This window comes from Paraburkholderia monticola, from assembly GCF_001580545.1.
Classification (GTDB): Bacteria; Pseudomonadota; Gammaproteobacteria; order Burkholderiales; family Burkholderiaceae; genus Paraburkholderia; species Paraburkholderia monticola.
In genome coordinates this window covers 203,984-223,434 of sequence record NZ_LRBG01000035.1, presented here as the reverse complement: position 1 = coordinate 223,434, position 19,451 = coordinate 203,984, and the positions used below count along the sequence as shown (strand labels likewise).

Genomic DNA, 19,451 nt, shown 5'->3' with positions numbered 1-19,451 from the left:
GATTGGCTGCGAAGTCGAGTAGTCATACAAACGAGACCAACCGGTCTCGTTTTGACGAATCTAAACGAGACTGACCAGTCTTGTCAACTACTCGACGATCTGCTATTAATCGGGCATGAACACGTCTTCTCTTCCCGACCTGAGCCCGCTGCAACGCCGTAAGCGGTCCGCCATCCTCGACGGTGCGAAAGCGGTTTTTTTATGCCAGGGTTTCGTCCTGGCAACCATGGACGATGTCGCCGCGGCCGCTGGCGTCGGCAAGCAGACGGTCTACCGCCACTTCAAGTCGAAGGAAGCGCTCTTCGTTGGCCTGGTGAGCTCGATGTGTGCTGAGGTGGGTGGACTTCTTGCCAGCGCCCTGGACGAGCAATCCGACGAGTCACCCGAAGTCGAGTTACGCGAGTTGGGAACGGTGTTGGCACAAATCCTGATCACGCCGGATAGTCTGCGGCTTTACCGCGCCATCGTTGCTGAGGCCGAGCGCCTTCCGGAACTCGGCCAGGTGTTTTACGAAAATGGCGCAAAGGTTGTGCGTGCCTTCGCCGCAAAAATTCTGCGAAAGCGATTCGACGAATCGACTGCTGCAATGCGGGCAGCGACATTCGTTCAGTTGGTGCTGGGCGACGCGTATCTGGAACTGTCGATTGGTTTCACGGTGCCCGATGCTGAGGCTCGCTTTGCGCGCCAGATTGACGAGGCGGTGGCGGCTGCACTTCGCTAAGGTGCGCCGCATAGCATGTCGAGCCACTGCATGCGGCGCGCACCAGCGTGTAGCGTGGGAAGCGTCAGTCGAACTTGACCAGGTCCTTAAAGATCAGTCGACCCCAGCTATTTCCGCGCGAATGGACTAGCAGCCCACCTTCCGAAAGCCCCCCAAGTTTGATCGGCGAGAAACCGAGCTTTTCCGCAAGCGCACCAATCTCCGTTGCGGCGCCGTCATCGTCGCTCGTCAGGAACACGACTCTCCTGCCACCATGCACGGCCGGATCCTGGTCAAGGACGGCAGCGACCAGATGGTTGAAGCCCTTGACCAGTCTTGCACCAGAGAAGGCCCGCTCAACGACCTTGGACGAAGGCAGTCCGCCCAGTTCCTCAGGGGGCACGCCGTAGACATTGGTCACATCGACGATGGTCTTCCCCTGCCAGGTGGGCAGCACCTTCGCGACATCCGGGTGCGACTCGAAACGGACAGCCAGAAAGATGATGTCCGCCTTGACCGCTTCCGCCAGTGTTTTGGGAATGATCGTCGGTCCGATCGCGGCCGCAGCGGAAGCAAAGCTTTCCGGGTGGCGAGTGGTTGCAACGGATACTTCGATGCCGGTTCGGGCGAACGCCTTGGCAAGCGCCTGGCCGATCTCGCCGAAGCCAATAATTGCGTAGCTCATATCTTCTCCTTCGGTTTGCCACGCCCTACGGACTCCGAATATCGAATGGAGTGACCGCCCGGGCGTAGCGTGTCAAATTTGCGCCAGGCCGCCGTCGACGGCGACCTCACTGGCGGTCATGAAGCTGCTGTCCTGCGCCGCGAGAAAGGCCGCCACCGCTCCGATCTCCGCCGGATCGGCCATGCGCTGAAGCGGATTCATCGAGCCGAAGACCTTCTGGCCTTCCTCGCCTAGCGCTGCCTTCGCGAGTTCGGTCGCCGTCGGCCCGGGCGACAGCACGTTGACCCGGATGCCGGTGCCCTTCAGGTCCTCCGCCCAGGTTCGCGCGAGATTGCGCACTGCCGCCTTGCTCGCGCTGTAGGCGCTGAATGCCGGGGCGCCCGTCGTGCCGGCGCTCGATCCGGTCAGGATGATCGAACCGCCCTCGCCCATCAGCGGCAGCGCCTTCTGGACTGTGAAGATCGAACCCTTCACATTGGTGTCGAAGATTTCATCGACGTGCTCGGCGGTGATCTTGCCGAGCGGAAGCGGGCTTCCCGCCCCGGCATTGGCGAAGACGATGTCGAGGGTTCCGCGCTCGGCCTTCACCACTGCGTAGAGTCGATCGAGGTCGGCCAGATCGGCGACCGAGCCCTTCACCGCGCGGGCATTGAGCCCCAGGTCGGCCACAGCGGCGTCGAGCGCTTCCTGGTGGCGGCCGAAGATGAAGACAAAGGCGCCCTCCTCGATAAAGCGCTTTGCGGCGGCGCGGCCGATGCCCGTAGCACCACCGGTGACGACAGCGGTCTTTCCGTTCAGTCTGTTCATGTGATGCATCCTTCAAAACAAAAGTGACAAACCCGATTCTGGAGCGCTTGATTCATGAAGACAATTGACTGAATATGTATCAATACCATCTACTTTTTAGATACCCATGCTCGACAACGTCACCATCAATCAACTTCGGGCCTTCGTCGCGGTGTGTGACGAGGGAAGCTTTTCCGGGGCTGCAAGGGAGTTGAGGCGTGCACAGTCGGCGATCAGTCACGCGATCAACGCGCTCGAGAGCGCCTTTGACGTAGTGCTGTTCGAGCGCAACACCCGCAAAGCAACGCTGACGGCCGCGGGCCGCAGCCTCCTGCCTGATGCTCGTGGGGTGATCTCACGCACCGAGGAAATGAAGATGCGCGCGGTTTCGATTGCTGAAGCCGGGGTCCCACAGGTCTCGATTGCCGTGGATACCTATTTCTCGCGTGCGCACCTGATTGAATGCTTGCGCACTCTGCAGGCGGACTTTCCAACGGTTGCGATCAATCTGCGCATGACGACCATGCAGGGGGGCGAGCGTTTGGTGATCGAAGGCACGTGCGCATTGGCGGTGACGATCACGGACGTGCCTGAGCTGAGCCCAGCCACCATAGAAAGGCTGCATTTATGTGAAGCGCAAATGGTGACCGTCTGTGCGCCATCGCATCCGCTAGCCGCAATCGCGGGGCCGATCCCGCGGGAGGAATTTGGCCGGCACATCCAGCTCGTCGTAACCGACAATCAGCCCGATGCGGAGAAGACACAACAGGGGGTCGCCAGCGAACGCCAGTGGCGGGTGAATGACCTCGGCGCGAAGCACGATCTGCTAAGGGGAAGCCTGTGCTGGGGGCACATGCCGCATCATCTGGTTGCGGAAGACCTCGCGAATGGGAAACTTATCGAACTCCAACGGCGCGCATGGCACATGCGCCCCCTCACGTTCATGGTCTCGCAGCGGCGCGGCTACTCGTTTTCCGAATGCGAGACCCGGCTGGTCGAGCTCCTTGGCGACCCTCAGCGCTTGTCAAAGGATGTCAGTCAGCGCTCCGTTTCACGCAAAGGCAAGAAAAGCCCGAAGGCTCGGCACGCGTGAGCAAGCCGTTCGGTGATTTGCTGGGGAGACCGCTCCAGTTGAAGTTTGTCCCTCACGATGCGTGCAAACATCAGGTGGTCAAGCAGTCTACAGAGCTTGGGGCGCTGCGCTCGATCCCAGGAAAGCCATTCGACGCATCATCTGCGTCACGCGAATCAAACCGCCAGAGCAGCATCGACGGCGCTCAGATAATGCCGAAAGCCAGCTTCGTGCAACGCCATCCGCACCTGCGCGAGCTCTCGTAGCGCGGGTTCGCCACCCGGGTCCTGCAGTGCCAGCGCGAGCGCACGGCCACGCGCTGCAAAAAGCTCGGCCCAGGGCAGCGGTTCGCGCTGGGTGTAGTTCTCGAGTGCCTTCACGTAGCGCAACACGCCAGGCGCATCGCCGGCGGAGAACATCGCTTCAATCGCGTCGCGGTAAAACCAGAGATGATTGTGGCCCACCGCGCCGAGTCGCAGCAGCGCTTCGCCTTCGTCCAGCAACCGTGCACGCTCGACGTTTTCATCCATTGCGCGGCTCAGCGCGCTCAGCGCCTTGGGGCCGGAAAACTGCGTGCCTACCTCGCGCGAGATCACGATCGCCTCGCTAAGTTTCTTGATCGCTTCGCTTCTGGCTCCGTTGTCCAGCAACAGCCGTCCGTGCATCTCCAGATTTTGTGCCTCGAAGCGGCGGGCGCCGAGTTGCCTGATCAGCCGCAGTTCCTGCTCCAGGTGAAGGTGCGCCGCCTGTTCGTCGCCCAGTTCCTGGCAGGCGAACACGCCCAGCGTCTCGCACAGCAATTGCGCGCGCGGCTGCCCGATCAACGCGGCCGCACGTGCCGCGACGAGCGCGTCCTCGCGTGCCTCGCGTGCTTCGTTGAGATAGATCCTGCTGAAGCCCTGCATCGGACGATTCGCCACCTCGATTCGGCCGAACCCATGCTGGCGGCTGAGCGCCACGCATTCGCTGAAATGGCGACAAGCGGTTTCCATGCGTCCCTGCGCGTACGCTGCATCCGCGAGGCCGCCGAGCGCGCGCGCTTCCGCCTCCGGCATGGCGAGCCGCCGTGCATAGGTAAGACCCCGTTCATGCTCGGCGCAACAGGCGTCGATCCTGCCAAGCGGAAAAAGGATGTTGCCGCGCAAGTGATGAAGGCTTGCGAGGTCGGCCACTCGCCCGTCACGTTCCGCAATCGTCTGCGCGGCCGACAGCAACGCGAGCGCCTCGTCGAGACCTTCATTCACCCGCAGACCTTCCGCGAGCCCGAGCTGGCAGACGCAGCGGGCGTCATCATCGGTGGCGGCCGCGAGCGCCGCGCGGTACGTGGCGATCGATCCCGCAATGTCGCCCAGATCGCGCTGGAGCTCGCCCTTGGCGCAGCTCAGTGCGTGGCGGTCCGTGTCGGTCCGTGCGATCTCGAGGCCCCGGTCGGCCAGCCGCAGCGCGGCCTCGAAACGATGGGCCGCACGCTGCGCGGCCGCCGCGGCGAGATAGGCAGCGCGCGCACGTTCGTCCTCGGCCCGGTCGAGATGCTGCGCGTGCAACGTGGGATCGCTATGGGCGAACCATTCGGCGGCACAGCGATGAAGCTCGCGCCGGCGCGCCCGCAAGAGCGTCGCCCATGCGCCCTCCTGGATCAGCGCATGGGCGAACAGGAAGTCCTCGCCTTCGGGTAGCACGAGCGCATTGGCGAGCAGGCCGTCGCAGACGTAGTCAGGGTCGTCGATGAGCCGGCGCAGCAACGCCAGGTCGAAACGCTGACCGATGACGGCAGCCGCCTGGAATGCCAGCCGGTCGCGTGGCGCCAACCGGTCCATCCGCGCGAGCACGAGGCTTCGGATCGACGCGGGCACGTTGCCGCTGCTGCCTTCCTCGGCATTGCGCAACAGTTGCTCGAGGAATAGCGGATTGCCTGCTGCCCGCTCGATGCAGGCGAGCGCGACGCGCTGAGTCGCGTCGATGAAATTGCTCGCGAGGCTGAGCGCCTCCTCCTTGCGCAGCGGCCCGAGGTCGATCGTGGCGCACGGGGTGTCGCGGCAGCGTGCGCGCCAGGCGGCATCGATCGGATCGCCTTCCACCCGCGAAGTCGTCACGAGCAAGCCCGTTCCATTGACGATGCCCGACGCGAACGCCGCCAGATAGCTGAGCGCCTCGCGGTCGGCCCAATGCAGATCTTCGACGACGATCATCGTCGCCGCTTGCGCGCAGGCGTCCTCGGCCAGTCGTGCGGCGAGCGTCTGCTTGCCACGCTGGCGCGCACTGTGATCCATGGCGTCGTACAGCGCCTGCCACTCGCCGCTTTTGGGCAGATCGAGGAAATCCTGAAGAAACACGAGCTGCTCTTCGTTCAAGACACCGCGGGCGGCGGCACGCTCGACGGCGGCTTGCCGGGCGTCGGCCGATGCGCTGGCCGGCAGCCCGAGCAGGCTGGCGACGATCGCGCGCACCGGGTCCTGCCCCTTGCCAACCCCGAAATCGAGCACGAGGCTTCGATGCAGCGTGAAGCCTTGGCTCTGCGCGTAGCGGCGCATTTCGTCGACGAGCCGCGTCTTGCCGATTCCTGCTTCGCCTCGCAGATGGAGAATATGTCCGGCGTGCTTAGCCTGGCAGGCGTGGACGATACCGTGAAATTGCTCGAGCTCGGCTTCACGGCCGACGAAGCGGCTTCGGTTCGTCGCCACCGGTTCGCTCGCGATGGCAACGAGCCGCCAGGCCCGTACCGGTGTGTCGATACCCTTGAAGAACTGCTCGCCGATCGCCTCGCACACGGCGGCATCGCCGAGCAGACGCGCTGACTCGTCCGCGATCCAGATCTCGCCGGCGGGCGCGGCGCCCACCAGTCGCGCCGCGAGGTTCACCGGATCGCCGTGCACCGTGTAGTCCTGGGCGTCGGCGCGGCCAAGCGCACCAGCGACCACTTCGCCGCTCGCGATGCCGATGTGCGCCTGCAACGGCCGCCCCGCCTGCGCGCCAAGTTGCGTCAGCCCGTCGTGGATATCCAGCGCGGCCCGGGCCGCGCGCAGCGTATCGGTCTCATGCGAGCGCGGCGCGCCGAACAGCGCCATCACCGCATCGCCGATGTGCTTGTCGATCGTGCCGCCATACGCGAGGACGACACCGTCGACCAGCGCCGTGTAGCGGCCAATCAGCGCGCGCAGGTCTTCGGGGTCGAGCGTGCGCGAGAGCGCCGTGTACCCGCAGAGATCGGCAAACAGGATCGTGACCTGCCGACGCTCGTCCGCAGGCGCCAGGGTGGCGGCGGCCGTCGGCGGCGGCGCCGCTGCGCCCGGCAACGGTTGCGCGGCCGCCACGGCGGCCAGGATGCGCTTGCGATGGCCAAGCGACTGCACGCCGAGTTCTTTCAGATCGGCATCGCTCAACTGCTCGAGCAGCGCTACGTCGATGTCGTTCGCCTCGAATGCGGGCGCGTACTGCTCGAGTCCGAGGCGCTGCAGCCATTGCGCGATGTCCATGTTCGTCGCCTGCATTCGATGCCAGCCGGCGCGGCGCGATGCGCAAACGTCAGACGAAAATCGCGCGCACCGCTCGCCGATGCTATCGGCCCCAAGCCGGCATTCGACCCAGCCGATGATTACCCAGTGTAGGTCTACAACTCGCCGGGCGCAGGTGTTTGACACCCTTTCGAGTCACGACGGATACTGGGCAGCGCGTCCCACCGCACCCTCGCATTCTTCGAGGAGTTCACGTGAAGCCGGGCAAGACTGTCTCCGACATTCCGCTACGCTCGCGCTTCGCGGGCCTGCCTGGCGACGTGGCGGCCGGCGCGGTCTCGACGCTCGTCATGCTGTGCTACGCCATGAGCCTCGGCACGATGATCTTCAGCGCCGATCTTGCGCGCTACGCGATGCTCGGCGTGCCGACCGCGCTCGTCAGTTGCGTCGTCACGGCGCTCGTGATTGCACTGACGAGCTCGATGCGTTGGAACATCGGCGGTCCGGACAGCAATGCCGCGGCGTTTCTCGCGGGCGTCGCCGCGGGGGTCGCCAGCAGCGTGCGCGCGGACGGCGGGTCCCCCCAGACCCTGATCCTGACCGTGCTGATCGCCATCGCGCTCTGCTCGGTCGTGACGGGCGTCATCCTCTACGCGATCGGCTCGTCGAAGCAAGGCCGCTCGTTGCAGTTCCTGCCGTATCCGGTGCTCGGCGGATTTCTCGCCGGAACGGGCTATCTGCTGCTGGCCGGGGCCTTTCGCGTGATGACGGGCGAGGCACTGAACTGGCACGTGCTGTCGTTGCTCACGCAGGTTCACTGGCTCACGTGGATTCCCGCGCTCGTCGTGGGTGTGATGACCACGATCCTCACGCGCGCCTGGCAGCACATTGCCGCGCTGCCGCTCACATTGGGTTTCGGCATCGTGCTGTTCTACGTTCTCCTGCACATTGCCGGTCTCTCGATTGCCGACGCGCGCGGCATGGGGCTGCTTCTGCCGCGCGTCACGCTGCACCTTACCGGGCTGCCGGAGCTGCACATGGCCGCGCAACTGAGGCAGGGTGGCATCGACTGGCCGGCCGTCGCCGCACACCTACCGGAGAGCCTCCTCGTCACGACCGTTTCCGCTGTCACGATCCTGATGAATTCGACGGCGATCGGCGCGGTGACCGGCGAGGAGGTCGATCTCAATCGCGAGATGCGGGCCGCGGGTCTTGCCAATCTCGCGAGCGGGCTGCTCGGCGGAATGGTCGGCTACCAGTCGTTCAATCGCTCGATGCTCAATGCGCGCGTGGGTGCCACGAGCCGCGTGGCCGGCGTGTTCGCGGCGCTCGCTTGCCTGGTCCTACTGGGCACCTCGCCCGATATCGTGGCGCTGTTTCCCGTGCCGGTGCTGGTTGGCCTTCAGCTCTTCATGGGCCTGCGCCTGATCATGCATTGGCTCGTGGGTGCGTATGCGAAGCTCAGCTGGTACGAGTACCTGCTCGTGCCTGCGATTCTCGGCACGATCGTCGCCTACGGCGTGGTAGTCGGCGTGGCGGTAGGCGTCGTCGCGGCGTGCGTGACGTTCACGCTGCTCTACGGCCGGGTCAGTTGTATACGCATGGAATTCGATCTGCGCACACGGACGTCCAATGTCGAGCGCAGCATCGACGAGAGCCAGTCGTTGCGCGAACTCGGTGCGCAGGTCTGCGGTATGTGCCTGCAAGGGTTCCTGTTCTTCGGCACCGCCAATTCGATTCTGCAGAGCCTGCGTGGGCGGCTCGCCGCAAGCAATCCGACGCCGGTCCGTTTCGTCGTTCTCGACTTCGGGTCGACTCAGGGCATGGACGCGTCGGTGTCGATCAGCTTCGTCAAGCTACGGCAACTCTGCGCGGCGAAGAACGCGGACCTGGTGCTGACCGCGCTGCCGCCGCACTCGCGCGACCTGCTCACGAAGAGTGGGACCCTCAATCTGCGGATTCATGAATTCGACTCGCTCGATGTGGGTCTGGAATGGGTCGAAGACCAGTTGCTCACGGCGAACTCGCGTGCGACAGGCCACGGCTACGATTTTCACGCGATGCTCGCGCCGCATTTCACGGCCGGCGCGTTGAGCACGCTGCTGGGGTGCCTGGAGGTGCATGACCTGCTCGCGGGGCAGGCGCTTTTTCGTCGCGGTGAGCAAGCCGACGCGTTGTATTTCATCGAGCACGGACGTGTCGAGGTCGCGTTGCCGCTCGACGATGGACGCTCGGTGCGGCTGCGCTCGTTCGGCCCGGGGACCGTTGTCGGTGAAATGGCGGTCTACACGCAGCAGCAACGCAGTGCGGACGTGATCGCCGAGGTGCCGACGCGGGTCCGTCGTTTGTCGACCTCCGCGCTCATCGAACTCGAACAACAGCATCCGGCGGTCGCGCAACAGTTTCATCGGTTTCTGGTCAAGATCATCGCAATTCGGCTTGCCGTTGTTGACGAGTCATTGCGCGCGGCGTTGTGAGTCGTTTGCGCAGAGTGGCCGCCTCCCTACCTGTTGAATGAAATGCGTCATACGTGAATAAGCGCTTCATGATTTGACGCGTCGCTCAAGGCCCGATGCTCGCAGCGACGGCGTAGGCACGTTCAATCTGCACGTGACGGCTGCTCGCGAAACGCTCGTTGCGGCTCGTACTCACTCTGCGTATCGACGACGTACCGTCAGCGGAATAAGTTGGCGGGCTCCTTCGTTTTGGACATCGAGTGAACAGGTGTGCGTGTCGGCTCTACTCCCGGCGCAGCGCAGTCCTGTGTCGTTCCACCGTTTTACCAGGCGACGCCGGTGATGCCGCGCGCGAAGCGTCGTCTTTGTCGTCCCTCGTATCGCAGTGGGGAGGGGTACCTGCGTGCCTCGAAAATCTCCGCGTGCGAAACGGGCCGGAGGAGATGATGGCATGAGACATATCGTTGCCGTCCGTCGCGTGCTTCAGCGCGCCTGCATTCAGGCGATTGCGGCTATCTGTCTGCTGCACGCCTCCTCTCTTTCGGCGCTGCCGATATTCGCCCGTCAAACGGGACAAAGCTGCGTTGCCTGCCATGCAGGTGGACAGTTTCCCGAGCTGACTCCCTATGGGCGAATGTTCAAGCTGAACGGATACACGTTCGGGGAACGTACCGTTCCCATTGCCGTGATGGCGACGGTCGACATGACGAAGACAAGGGTCAACCACGATGCCAGCGGCAACGTCATTTCCCCCAAAGACGGCTTGCCGATTTTCGACGCGGCCAGCATCTTCCTTGCCGGCAAGATCACCGACAGGATCGGTGCGTTCACGCAGTTCACCTACTCGAACTACGATCATCAGGGCAGCGACGGCAAGTGGATCGGTCACTGGGCGTCCGACAACATGGACTTCCGTTATGTCGACAGGATCATAGGGGACGCAAACGATCTGATTCTCGGCACCACACTGCACAACAATCCGTCCGTGCAGGACGTGTGGAACAGCGCGCCGGCATGGAGTTATCCGTACATCTCCTCGTCGACAAGCACGGTTGGCGCTCCGCAATTCCTGCCAATCATGGAAGGCGCGCTGGCACAGCAGGTTGTCGGCGCCGGAGGCTACGTCTACTGGAACCGGACGATTTATGCCGAGTTGTCGCTCTACAGTACGGCCGACGGTATCTGGTCGTTCATGAGCAAAGGGAACAAGGCCGGCGATCCGAACCACCCGCAGATCTATCTGCGTGGCCAGAATCCCTACTGGCGACTGGCACTGACACACGACTGGGGACCACACAGCGTCATGCTGGGGACCTTCGGGCTCAACGTCAACGTCTACCCCAACGACGTCAACGCAACCCCGATCTTCAACCAGGGCGTGACCCGTTACCGCGATATCGGCTTCGATGCGCAGTACCAGTACCTGCTCGAACCGAACACAATCACCGCGCAGGCCCGCTATATCCGCGAGAACATCAGCGATCCGAACAACCTCGTTTATGGCGACAGCAAGGCGGCCAACCTCGGCTCGCTGAGACTGAAGCTCTCATACGTCTACCAGGCCAAATACGGCATCAGTCTCTCGTTCTTTAACGTTACCGGCAGCCGCGACAGCGTCGCGTATCCGGGCAGTGCGGACTTCTCTCCGGCAACGCAAGGCTGGACCCCCGAAATATTCTGGATTCCTGTCCAGAACATCCGCTTGGGGCTGCAATACACACACTTCACGAAGTACCTTGGTGCGCGTTCGAATTACGACGGGCTCGGACGCAACGCAAGCGACAACGACACGCTGTTTGTTTACCTCTGGGCGGCGTACTGGTGATGCCGGTTGTCGCGCTCGCTTCCGTATATGAAACCGCATCGTTCAGGGCTTCTTCGACTCGCCGTTCATGCAGGGGGTTTTGTGAAAACGATGCCATACCTTCGTCCGCAACAATGCCGGGGAAGCAGATCGGCGCCTCGCAGCATGAAGGGAATGCCGCGATGGATTCTGCTCGCCACGTTGCTGGGTGACGCCAGTTGTCATGACCTCGAACATTCCAGACGGATCGACGATCCCGCCGTTACCGGCAGGACGATCGCGTTGCAGGTCTGCTCGAACTGTCACGGCGTGGGCGGCGTTTCCGTCTCTCCGATATTTCCCAAACTCGCAGGCCAGCAAAAGGAGTATCTGGTCAACCAGTTGATGGACTTCAGGGCTCATCGCCGGTCCGACCCGAATGCGAAAAGATATATGTGGGGCTTCACCCATTTGAGCGACGCGCAGATCGAGCAGCTTGCCACGTACTTTTCAAGCCGTCCGCCACCTGAGGGCGACGCCGGCGATCCTCTGCTGGTTGCCAATGGCAAGGTGATTTTCATGTCCGGCCTGCCGGACAAGGGTGTGCCGGCATGCAGCGCCTGTCACGGCGCCCACGGCGAAGGGGTCGGTGAGTTTCCGCGCCTCGCGGGCCAGTATGCGGACTACCTGGTGAAGCAGTTGGTGGTTTTTCAACACGCAGAGCAAAGGCCTCGCGGCGATGTGATGAATGTGATCTGCGTCAAGCTTACGGAACAGGAGATGCATTCGGTTGCGGCATTCCTCGAAGCGTCTGCGGCCGCGCAATGAGAACGCGTTGGGAGTAACGTGGAGGAGACAACCCCGGTATTGCAATGACTGCTGCCAAGGCACAGCTTTCAATCCTGTTCCTGCCCGCGGGCGTGGACCGGAGTGCGGGGCCATTGCTCGCCGCACGGAGCCTGCGCGGGATCTGCGACGGGTTCGTCGCCGTCCTGCTGCCAGCGTATCTGCTGTCGCTCGGTTTCGGGAAACTCACGGTCGGCCTGATCGGCACCGCCACGCTGCTGGGCTCGGCCGTTGCGACCATCGTTGTCGGCCTGCTCGGTAGCCGTTACCCGCAGCGTGCGCTACTGCTCTTCGCCGGCGCCCTGATGACGGTGACCGGTCTTGCGTTTGGATTTCTGTCATCGCTCTGGCCGCTGCTCGTGGTCGCGTTCGTCGGCACGCTCAATCCGAGTTCTGGCGACGTCAGCCTGTTTCTGCCGCTCGAGCACGCACGCCTCGCCGAATCCGCAACGGGCGACGCCCGAACTGCGCTGTTCGCCCGCTACAGTCTCGTCGGTGCGCTCTCGGCCGCACTGGGTGCGCTTCTCGCGGGACTCCCTGACTGGATCGCGGCACATGCCGGCGTTTCCGCGCTCTTCGCCATACGGGCGATGTTCATCGTCTACGCGATCACGGGCTGCGCCGTTTTTCTGCTATACCTTCGGCTGCCACGGCGTGAAGCCCGCACCGCGGCGGCCCGGACACCGCTCGGCCCGTCGCGCGGGATCGTCACGCGTCTCGCGCTGCTCTTCAGCGTCGACGCGTTTGCAGGCGGGCTGCTCGTCAACTCGCTGCTGACGCTCTGGCTCATCCAGCGCTTTGGCCTTTCTCTCGCTGCGGCAGGGCAGTTCTTTTTCTGGTCGGGGCTGCTCAGCGCAGGCTCGCAACTGGCTGCTGCGCCGATTGCCCGCCGGATTGGCCTGCTCAACACCATGGTGTTTACGCACATTCCGTCGAGCCTGTGCCTGATTGCCGCCGCCTTCACGCCAACGCTACCGCTGACCCTGGTGTTGCTGCTGGTGCGCAGTGCGCTCTCGCAGCTCGACGTGCCGACCCGGAGTGCTTACGTCATGGCCGTCGTGACGCCACTCGAACGGCCGGCCGCCGCGAGCTTTACGGCGGTGCCGCGTAGCCTCGCAGCGGCCGTTGCGCCTACGCTTGCCGGTGGCCTGCTTGGCGCGGGATGGCTCGCCGCGCCACTGATCGCATGCGGCACGCTCAAGATTGCCTACGATCTCGCGCTGCTCGCGAGCTTCCGCCATATCAAGCCCGACGGAGCGTCGCCGTGAAGAGTGCATGCGCAGGTCGTCGCTTGATTGCGTCGCTCATTGGCATCTCTATCGCGATCGCCGTCGCAGCCGGCAGCGGCGCTGTTCGTGTCGCGCATGGAGCGGATAACGCGGTCACCGGCAATCTGCCGCTGAAGCACGTCGAGGACGTTCCGCTACCGGGACGAGCGACCCGGTTCGACTATGAAAGCTATGACGCCGGCAGGCATCTGCTGTTCATCGCGCATCTGGGTGACAGCGAAGTCGTGGTGTTCGACACCCTCGCGTCGCGCGTCATCGCGCGCATACCCGGCATCTCCGCCGTGCATGGCGTGCTCGCCCTGCCCGAACTATCCCGTGTGTATGCATCGGCGACCGGCACGAACGAGGTTGTCGCGATCGACGAGTCCACGCTCAAGATCATTGCCAGAGTGCCCGGCGGCGTCTATCCGGACGGCATGGCGTATGCGCCCGATACGCGCAGGCTCTACGTTTCCGATGAAACGGGAGAAACCGAGACGGTGATCGATGTCCCCAGCAACCGGCGGGTAGCGACGATTCCGCTCGGCGGGGAAGCCGGCAATTCGCAATACGATCCGGTATCTCGACACATCTTCGTCAATGTTCAGACGCGACACCAACTGGTGGAGATCGACCCGGCCAGCAATACGATCGTTTCCCATACCGAGTTGCCGGGCGCGAAAGGCAATCATGGACTGCTGATCATCCCGGAATCGCGCCTCGCGTTGATCGCCTGTGAAGACAACGACCTCATGCTGGTGCTCGACATGCACACGATGAAAGTTCTCGGCACGTTCGATGTCGGCGGCGATCCGGATGTGCTCGCGTTCGATCCGGGCTCACGAACGGCGTATGTAGCCAGCGAAGCCGGCATCGTGTCGATGTTCAGCGTTGACGGTAGCCATGTGTCGAAGATCGGCGAAGGTCGCCTGGGCCCGAATGCGCATGTCGTCGACGTCGACGCGGCGACGCACCGATCCTGGTTTCCGCTGAAGAGCATCGACGGACATCCGGTTCTACGGATCATGGCGCCACGATGAGCCACGAACGGTCAGTTTTCCCACCCGTCGCCCGCGCCCGGCACAGCGGCCGTTGCAGCCCAACGCGCGCCGTTCGCGCCGGGATGCATATGCTGGATCAACGTTCTGACAAGCGCCGGTCCACGAACTGGTTTGGTCGCGATATCGTTCATGCCCGCATTGACGGCAGACTCGATCGTTCCTGAGTCTGAATAGCCGGTCAAAGCGATGATCGGTATCTGACCGCTCGTTCCAGGGCGTGCGCGGATCGCGCGGGTCGTTTCTATCCCATTGAGACCGGGCATTTGCAGGTCCAGCATGATGACATCGCATCGTTCATCCTCTGCGAGCATGTCGAGCACTGCCTGCCCGTGATTGGCTTCGCGGACTTCCAGGCCGTATTTCTCCAGCCACGTTCGCACGATACGCCGCCCATATTCATCGTCATCGGCGAGGATCGCTGTCTTGCCTGCCAGCGGCTCGCCATGGACTCCAGGATGCTCCAGACACGATTGCACCGCTCGGAGAAGCTCAGCGCGACTGCACGCTTTGGGGACGATTGCAGTCATGCCCGCTCTCTCGGTCTTCACATGCACGAGATGCTCCGGCTCACTGGAGCAGCCGAGTATCGGCACGAACCGCATGGCGGGGACGAGCCCGCCACGGATCATTCCCGTCGCGGCATAGCCATCCAGCACGGGCATGTGCAGATCCATCAGCACGAGGTCATAGTGCGCCTGCTTGATTCGCTCGATGGCGAGCTGGCCATTTTCCGCCTCGTCGATCTCCACGCCGAGACCGCCGAGGTGCTTGCGAAGCGTGCTTCGCTGCATGACGTCGTCGTCGACGAGCAGAATCCGCTTACCCTCGAAAATCGCGAGTGAATCGTCCCGAAGCGCTCGACTATTTTCGTCGGGCGCGGCTTGCGCAGCCCGCGGGAACCGCAGAGTGAAGCGCGTGCCCTCGCCTTCGGCCGAATCGCAGAAAATGTCGCCACCAATGGCGACCATTGCCCGCTTGCAGTATGCGAGCCCCAGGCCTGTGCCCCCCGCCTTGCCCGAGGTCTGGAACGATTCGAACAGGCGTGTCTGCAACGATTTCGGAATGCCGGGTCCGGTATCGGTCACGAAGACATGCGGCTCGTCCACTGTCACGACGAGCCTCATGTCCGGATAACGCTTGACGTAGTAGAGCGCGTTCTTGAAGAGATTGAACAGCACGAACATGAACAGCGTTTCGTCACCGTCGAAAGCGAAATCTTCGTGCACCAACAGGCTTACTACGCTTCGCTCTCCTTCCGTTTCGTACGCGTATTCAGCGAGCGCTTTCTGTACGACGTCGGCTGCCTGAATACGTGTGACTTTGCTGGTGTCGATGGTTTTGACGTTGACCTGTTCCAACGTCATTGCGATCACCTGCAAGCCACGCTGGACCGCGCGCTGCCCCTGTGACAGTTGCGCATACACGTCTTCGATCTGTTTTCCAGAAAGGGGCTGCGTGGCGTCGTCCGTTGTTGGCTCGGGTAATGCCCGGCTCGCCATGTCCAGACTGTACTGGATACGACCGAGCGGATTGCGCATTTCGTGAGCGATCGAACCTGCAAGCGCCACCGCGCCTCGCAGCTTTGCATCCTGCAACTGCCGTTCCGAAAACTTGAACAGACTTCCGCCGACGACGACCAGAATAAAGGTCGGCAATCTCGCGATATAGTCAGGTGCAAGCACGGGATGAGCCGTGGTGGCCATGTAAAGCGCCACCCCGAGGATGGTACCCAAACACAGCATGGCAATCGTGTTGCGCCAGTCCGTCAGCAGAACGAGAAAAAATACGGCCATGAAGCTGTCGGCAATGAAGACGATATTTCCATGGTTCTTCAGCGACATGAACACATGGAAAAACGGCAGACAATAAAGCACCACGACGTATGAACAGCCGATGTAGTACTTTCTCAGCCGCGCAGGCCAGTAATTCGGCATTGCCATCACTGCGCAGGCAGCCGCTGCGATCAGTCTGATCGTGAGATTCTCATACGGCTGCGGCAGAACCAGCGTATAGATGAAATGGAAAAGTAGAAATCCGATTGCGCCCACCAGGCTGGCGTATCTGAGAATTCCTTTTCTGTGGCTGCAATAGTCTTCGTAACAGGCAAACAGCTTGCGTAGATATTTCATGGGACGCGCAACCACCAGATTGCAGGGAAAACGAAGCCTCCAGACTGAGGAACAGGGAGCGCCACGCTCGACAGACGCTCCCCGTCAGGATCACGCGTGCCGCAGCGCTACCTGCTCGAGCATTTGCCCCGTCAGGAACAGCGTGGTCTCCGCGGTCGATCGAACGAGCGCCTGATCCGCAGGCGTTTGCGCATATCGCTCGAGGCAATCTTCCACCTGGGCGCTGTGCTTTTTGTCGATCACCGCATGGGCCACGAAGAACGACATGTTCTTGTCCGTCAGCGACAGATCGCTCTTGACCTTCGCGAGGGGCTCGCCGATATGCTCGTACACGCTTTCCGCCCAGAAGCTGTAGCCCAGGCGCGCAACGGGACCATATTTGAGCGCTACGAAGTAGAGATAGCCGATCAGCGCCTCGGTAGCCGGCAACGGAGCGCGTGCTATCGCATCCCTGTTGAGCAGTCCGACACTCTCGAGATCGTGGATCACCATGCGCTCGTGTCCTACCTCTTCCGCAGCGTGGTGATAGGCGAATTTCAGCAGCCCTTCTGGCGCGCTAACGAAGGCCGCGACCGCCTGGTTCATCGAGTTGTGCTTCGTGTAGTGGTGAACTTCGACCATCAGGTCGTGATAAAACTCATTCGTTACCTTGTTGTTCATCACGTAATGCCAGAATCGGCCAGTCTTGATCTGCGCCCAATGCTGATTGACTGTTTCCCGGAGAGAATGAACAAAGTTATTTTGCATGGTCTTTTCCTTTAGTATGCTTTTTGCATTGATGTTTTTATATAACCGCCGCGCTGACAGCGTCGTTGCCCATTAGGGCTCTCGAAACATTCGCTACAGTGCCATGAATTAGCGTATATGTCTTCTCAGTTCCTGCGAGAGGTATATCGGTCGCCACGATCGAGAAGCCGAATCTTCGGTAAAGCCGGCTCAGAACGTGTGTGCAGGACGCGTGAAAATTTCTTCCGTTGGAGTTCTCGGCGACGAACCCAAGCGCCAGTATCAAACATTGTTTGAGTAGATCCTGGCCTTGTCTGACGGCGGGATCGAGTACGAGGCGACCCACTTCCCAGCTGTCCACCAGCAAGGACGGATCAAGCCGTGCCTCTTTGTGAAGTGTTTCCGTGAGGGTCAATTCGTACGCCATCGGTACGAATCGCATGGTGCCGATTAGCTGGCTATCCAGCTCAAAGGCAACGGAAATGCCTATTTCGTCTCTTTTTTTTCCTCCGCATGGAAATACGGATTCAGCCGCTCGTGCACGGCCAGATCGATCTCCCGGCGCAGGTGCTGAACTTCGCTGATCTCCGAGGGGCCTTGGAGATGACGCAAGACGACCTCTCGTGACGCCGCCGGCGGCACGGGCATGACAGGCAAATGCCTCTGTGGCTGGAATGTGTCCAACATCATGATGTTTCCTGCCTCCTGTAAGAACGGTGGGAAAGCCAGGCAATCCCCGGGTTGAAGAAAAACAAGGTTACTCACTGCATTGCTCAATGAATGATCCCTGATCGCGCCGTTCCGTGCGAGATAGTCCGCTTACCGCGACACCAGGGACGCAAGTCGCCACTGCCAATACAACCGAGAATATCTACCGCTATGCGACCTGAATTGCCACAATTCAAACAATAGCGCGGATTTACGTAAATCGCACCTGTTTGCATTAAAAATTAGATGCAACTTGCATATCTTTTGTGCGACACGCCTCATTTCGATGACGTCCCGCCGGATACGCCCCGGAGATGGACGTTGAATGATCTCATGAGCGGTATTGCCGAATGTAATGCATTGGAAGGAACTGTGGAAAGACCCGAAAAAATTGAATTTTTGGTAAACGTTCGATACCGCACTATTGAACCGAAAGTTAGAGGAAACACTCGGATGGCGGCCTCTAGCCAGGGAATTGACTGACTGCGTCAAGTACTCGAGCAGCAATACACCGCTGGCCGGTCGACTGCGATCGCGCGAATAGGTCGGCGCCTTCGTGAGCCCTATAACAACCCCACGAAATGCAGCAGCACAAACACGAGCGCGCCGCCCGCGATCAGCACCAGTGCATTGATACGCGTGCCCATCACGAGCGCGGTCGCGACCGCCGCGGTGAGCCATGCGATCCAGCCGCCTTCGAGTTCCTTGATCAGCACGTAGACGGACGCGAGAATCAGCCCGGCCGCAACCGGCCGCAATCCGGCCTGCAACGCGTTCAGCCAGCGCGCGCCTTCGTGACGGTTCCACAGGTGCACGACGCCGTACATCAGGAACGCAGTCGGCCCGAACAACGCGAGCGTCGCGACGAGCGCGCCGCCGAGGCCGCCAACCTGATAGCCGATCAACGTCGCGAGCAGCGAACCGGGACCGGGCGCGAGCCGCGCAATCGCGAAGTCGCTGAGAAATTGCGCATGCGTCATCCAGTGGTGCACGTCGACGACCTGGCGCTGGACTTCGGGGATGATCCCCTGCCCACCGCCGACGGTGACGATCGACAGCGGCGCAAAAACCGAGAACAGGGCAATGAGAGTTCGGGACACGGCAGAAGCTTTTTCTTGAGTTTGACTAACGGCGATCCAGGCGATCAGGTCCGGCGCACCTCGCGCACGTACTCATAGCCAACGCTCAACGCGCCCGCGATCAGCACGGTCCACACCATCGACACGCGAAATACCGCGGCAGCCGCGAATGTCGCGACCAGCACCAGATACGGAAACACGCGGCGCGGCAAGCGGCGCGCGGCGGTGATCGCCATCGACAACGACAGCCCGATCGCACCGGCCGCGGCGCCGGCAAGCGCGACATGCGTGAGCGGAAACGAGGCGATCGCCGAGAAGAACACGCCGAGCAGAACGATCACGACGGCCGGCGGAAAAACGATGCCGCAGAATCCCACCACGGCGCCGCGCCAGCCGAGCAGCCGGTAGCCGATCCAGATCGCCAGATTCTTCACGTTGACGCCGGGCAGCGCCTGCGACAACGCCAGTCCGTTGAGAAATTCGTCTTCGCTGATCAAGTGCCGCTCGTGCACGAACACGCGCATGAACCAGCCGCTCAGGCCGCCGCCGAAACTCGTCAGGCCGATGCGCGCGAAGATCAGGAACAGCCCGAGCGAGGTCACTTCGCGCGAGGGCGGCGTGTGGTGAGGCGCGTCGTGTACGGGTGGCGAGACCGGGTCGTTGACGTCTTGCCCTTGGGTGCCTTTGGCCAATGCTGTTC

At 62.0% G+C, this 19,451-nt stretch carries 15 protein-coding genes; 7 read left to right on the top strand and 8 right to left on the bottom strand.

The window, feature by feature from the left end; translation table 11 throughout:
* Nucleotides 1–115 precede the first annotated feature (115 nt).
* Nucleotides 116–721: a TetR/AcrR family transcriptional regulator gene (locus CI15_RS21800; protein ID WP_062130866.1), complete on the top strand. Its 606-nt coding sequence runs from the start codon at nt 116–118 to the stop codon at nt 719–721.
* 64 nt (nt 722–785) lie between these two features.
* On the opposite strand, the gene CI15_RS21795 is transcribed toward CI15_RS21800, so the two are convergent.
* Together CI15_RS21795 and CI15_RS21790 are read right to left on the bottom strand one after the other, a co-directional pair.
* Nucleotides 786–1,385, bottom strand: coding sequence for an NADPH-dependent F420 reductase (locus CI15_RS21795; RefSeq protein WP_062130863.1), 600 nt, complete (start codon nt 1,383–1,385; stop codon nt 786–788).
* Nucleotides 1,386–1,457: 72 nt separating this feature from the next.
* Entirely contained in the window at nt 1,458–2,192 is a 735-nt protein-coding gene (locus CI15_RS21790; protein WP_062130861.1) for an SDR family NAD(P)-dependent oxidoreductase, read from the bottom strand.
* Nucleotides 2,193–2,298: 106 nt separating this feature from the next.
* On the opposite strand from CI15_RS21790, the gene CI15_RS21785 reads away from it, so the two are divergent.
* Nucleotides 2,299–3,264 (top strand): LysR family transcriptional regulator, encoded by a 966-nt coding sequence (locus CI15_RS21785; protein ID WP_062130858.1) that lies wholly within the window; start codon nt 2,299–2,301, stop codon nt 3,262–3,264.
* A 155-nt stretch (nt 3,265–3,419) separates the two neighbouring features.
* On the opposite strand, the gene CI15_RS21780 is transcribed toward CI15_RS21785, so the two are convergent.
* Nucleotides 3,420–6,716, bottom strand: coding sequence for an adenylate/guanylate cyclase domain-containing protein (locus CI15_RS21780; protein WP_062131649.1), 3,297 nt, complete (start codon nt 6,714–6,716; stop codon nt 3,420–3,422).
* A 233-nt stretch (nt 6,717–6,949) separates the two neighbouring features.
* Between CI15_RS21780 and CI15_RS21775 the strand changes: the two genes are divergently transcribed.
* The 5 genes from CI15_RS21775 to CI15_RS21755 all read left to right on the top strand — a co-directional run bounded on the left by CI15_RS21775 (nt 6,950) and on the right by CI15_RS21755 (nt 14,088).
* Nucleotides 6,950–9,172, top strand: coding sequence for an SLC26A/SulP transporter family protein (locus tag CI15_RS21775; protein ID WP_062130855.1), 2,223 nt, complete (start codon nt 6,950–6,952; stop codon nt 9,170–9,172).
* 430 nt (nt 9,173–9,602) lie between these two features.
* Nucleotides 9,603–10,976 carry a hypothetical protein gene (locus CI15_RS21770; protein ID WP_062130852.1) on the top strand — a complete coding sequence of 458 codons (1,374 nt, stop codon included), beginning with the start codon at nt 9,603–9,605 and terminating at the stop codon, nt 10,974–10,976.
* 144 nt (nt 10,977–11,120) lie between these two features.
* A complete protein-coding gene (locus CI15_RS21765) occupies nt 11,121–11,762 on the top strand; it encodes a c-type cytochrome (protein ID WP_062130849.1) in 642 nt (213 codons plus the stop codon).
* A gap of 44 nt (nt 11,763–11,806) precedes the next feature.
* Nucleotides 11,807–13,048: an MFS transporter gene (locus CI15_RS21760; protein WP_062130846.1), complete on the top strand. Its 1,242-nt coding sequence runs from the start codon at nt 11,807–11,809 to the stop codon at nt 13,046–13,048.
* Entirely contained in the window at nt 12,943–14,088 is a 1,146-nt protein-coding gene (locus CI15_RS21755; RefSeq protein WP_241495888.1) for a YncE family protein, read from the top strand. The genes CI15_RS21760 and CI15_RS21755 overlap by 106 nt, the downstream gene beginning before the upstream one ends.
* Before the next feature lie 11 nt (nt 14,089–14,099).
* Here CI15_RS21755 and CI15_RS21750 read toward each other — a convergent pair whose 3' ends face one another.
* The 5 genes from CI15_RS21750 to CI15_RS21730 all read right to left on the bottom strand — a co-directional run bounded on the left by CI15_RS21750 (nt 14,100) and on the right by CI15_RS21730 (nt 19,443).
* Nucleotides 14,100–16,238, bottom strand: a complete 2,139-nt coding sequence (locus CI15_RS21750) for an ATP-binding response regulator (RefSeq protein ID WP_082814262.1) — start codon at nt 16,236–16,238, stop codon at nt 14,100–14,102.
* A gap of 90 nt (nt 16,239–16,328) precedes the next feature.
* Nucleotides 16,329–16,985, bottom strand: coding sequence for an iron-containing redox enzyme family protein (locus CI15_RS21745; RefSeq protein ID WP_062130841.1), 657 nt, complete (start codon nt 16,983–16,985; stop codon nt 16,329–16,331).
* A gap of 465 nt (nt 16,986–17,450) precedes the next feature.
* Nucleotides 17,451–17,654, bottom strand: a complete 204-nt coding sequence (locus CI15_RS36635) for a hypothetical protein (protein ID WP_153041162.1) — start codon at nt 17,652–17,654, stop codon at nt 17,451–17,453.
* A 581-nt stretch (nt 17,655–18,235) separates the two neighbouring features.
* Complete coding sequence (locus CI15_RS21735) at nt 18,236–18,772, bottom strand: chromate transporter (protein ID WP_062130835.1); 537 nt, start codon at nt 18,770–18,772, stop codon at nt 18,236–18,238.
* Between the two features lie 44 nt (nt 18,773–18,816).
* On the bottom strand, nt 18,817–19,443 hold the full coding sequence (locus CI15_RS21730; protein ID WP_062130832.1) for a chromate transporter: 627 nt from the start codon (nt 19,441–19,443) through the stop codon (nt 18,817–18,819).
* Between the last annotated feature and the right edge of the window lie 8 nt (nt 19,444–19,451).

Coding starts and splice junctions, on each gene's coding strand:
- CI15_RS36635 (WP_153041162.1), bottom strand. CDS start 17,654: ATGATGTTGGACACATTCCAGCCACAGAGGCATTTGCCTGTCATGCCC.
- CI15_RS21760 (WP_062130846.1), top strand. CDS start 11,807: ATGACTGCTGCCAAGGCACAGCTTTCAATCCTGTTCCTGCCCGCGGGC.
- CI15_RS21770 (WP_062130852.1), top strand. CDS start 9,603: ATGAGACATATCGTTGCCGTCCGTCGCGTGCTTCAGCGCGCCTGCATT.
- CI15_RS21750 (WP_082814262.1), bottom strand. CDS start 16,238: ATGAAATATCTACGCAAGCTGTTTGCCTGTTACGAAGACTATTGCAGC.
- CI15_RS21800 (WP_062130866.1), top strand. CDS start 116: ATGAACACGTCTTCTCTTCCCGACCTGAGCCCGCTGCAACGCCGTAAG.
- CI15_RS21755 (WP_241495888.1), top strand. CDS start 12,943: ATGGCTCGCCGCGCCACTGATCGCATGCGGCACGCTCAAGATTGCCTA.
- CI15_RS21780 (WP_062131649.1), bottom strand. CDS start 6,716: ATGGACATCGCGCAATGGCTGCAGCGCCTCGGACTCGAGCAGTACGCG.
- CI15_RS21765 (WP_062130849.1), top strand. CDS start 11,121: ATGAAGGGAATGCCGCGATGGATTCTGCTCGCCACGTTGCTGGGTGAC.
- CI15_RS21745 (WP_062130841.1), bottom strand. CDS start 16,985: ATGCAAAATAACTTTGTTCATTCTCTCCGGGAAACAGTCAATCAGCAT.
- CI15_RS21790 (WP_062130861.1), bottom strand. CDS start 2,192: ATGAACAGACTGAACGGAAAGACCGCTGTCGTCACCGGTGGTGCTACG.
- CI15_RS21795 (WP_062130863.1), bottom strand. CDS start 1,385: ATGAGCTACGCAATTATTGGCTTCGGCGAGATCGGCCAGGCGCTTGCC.
- CI15_RS21785 (WP_062130858.1), top strand. CDS start 2,299: ATGCTCGACAACGTCACCATCAATCAACTTCGGGCCTTCGTCGCGGTG.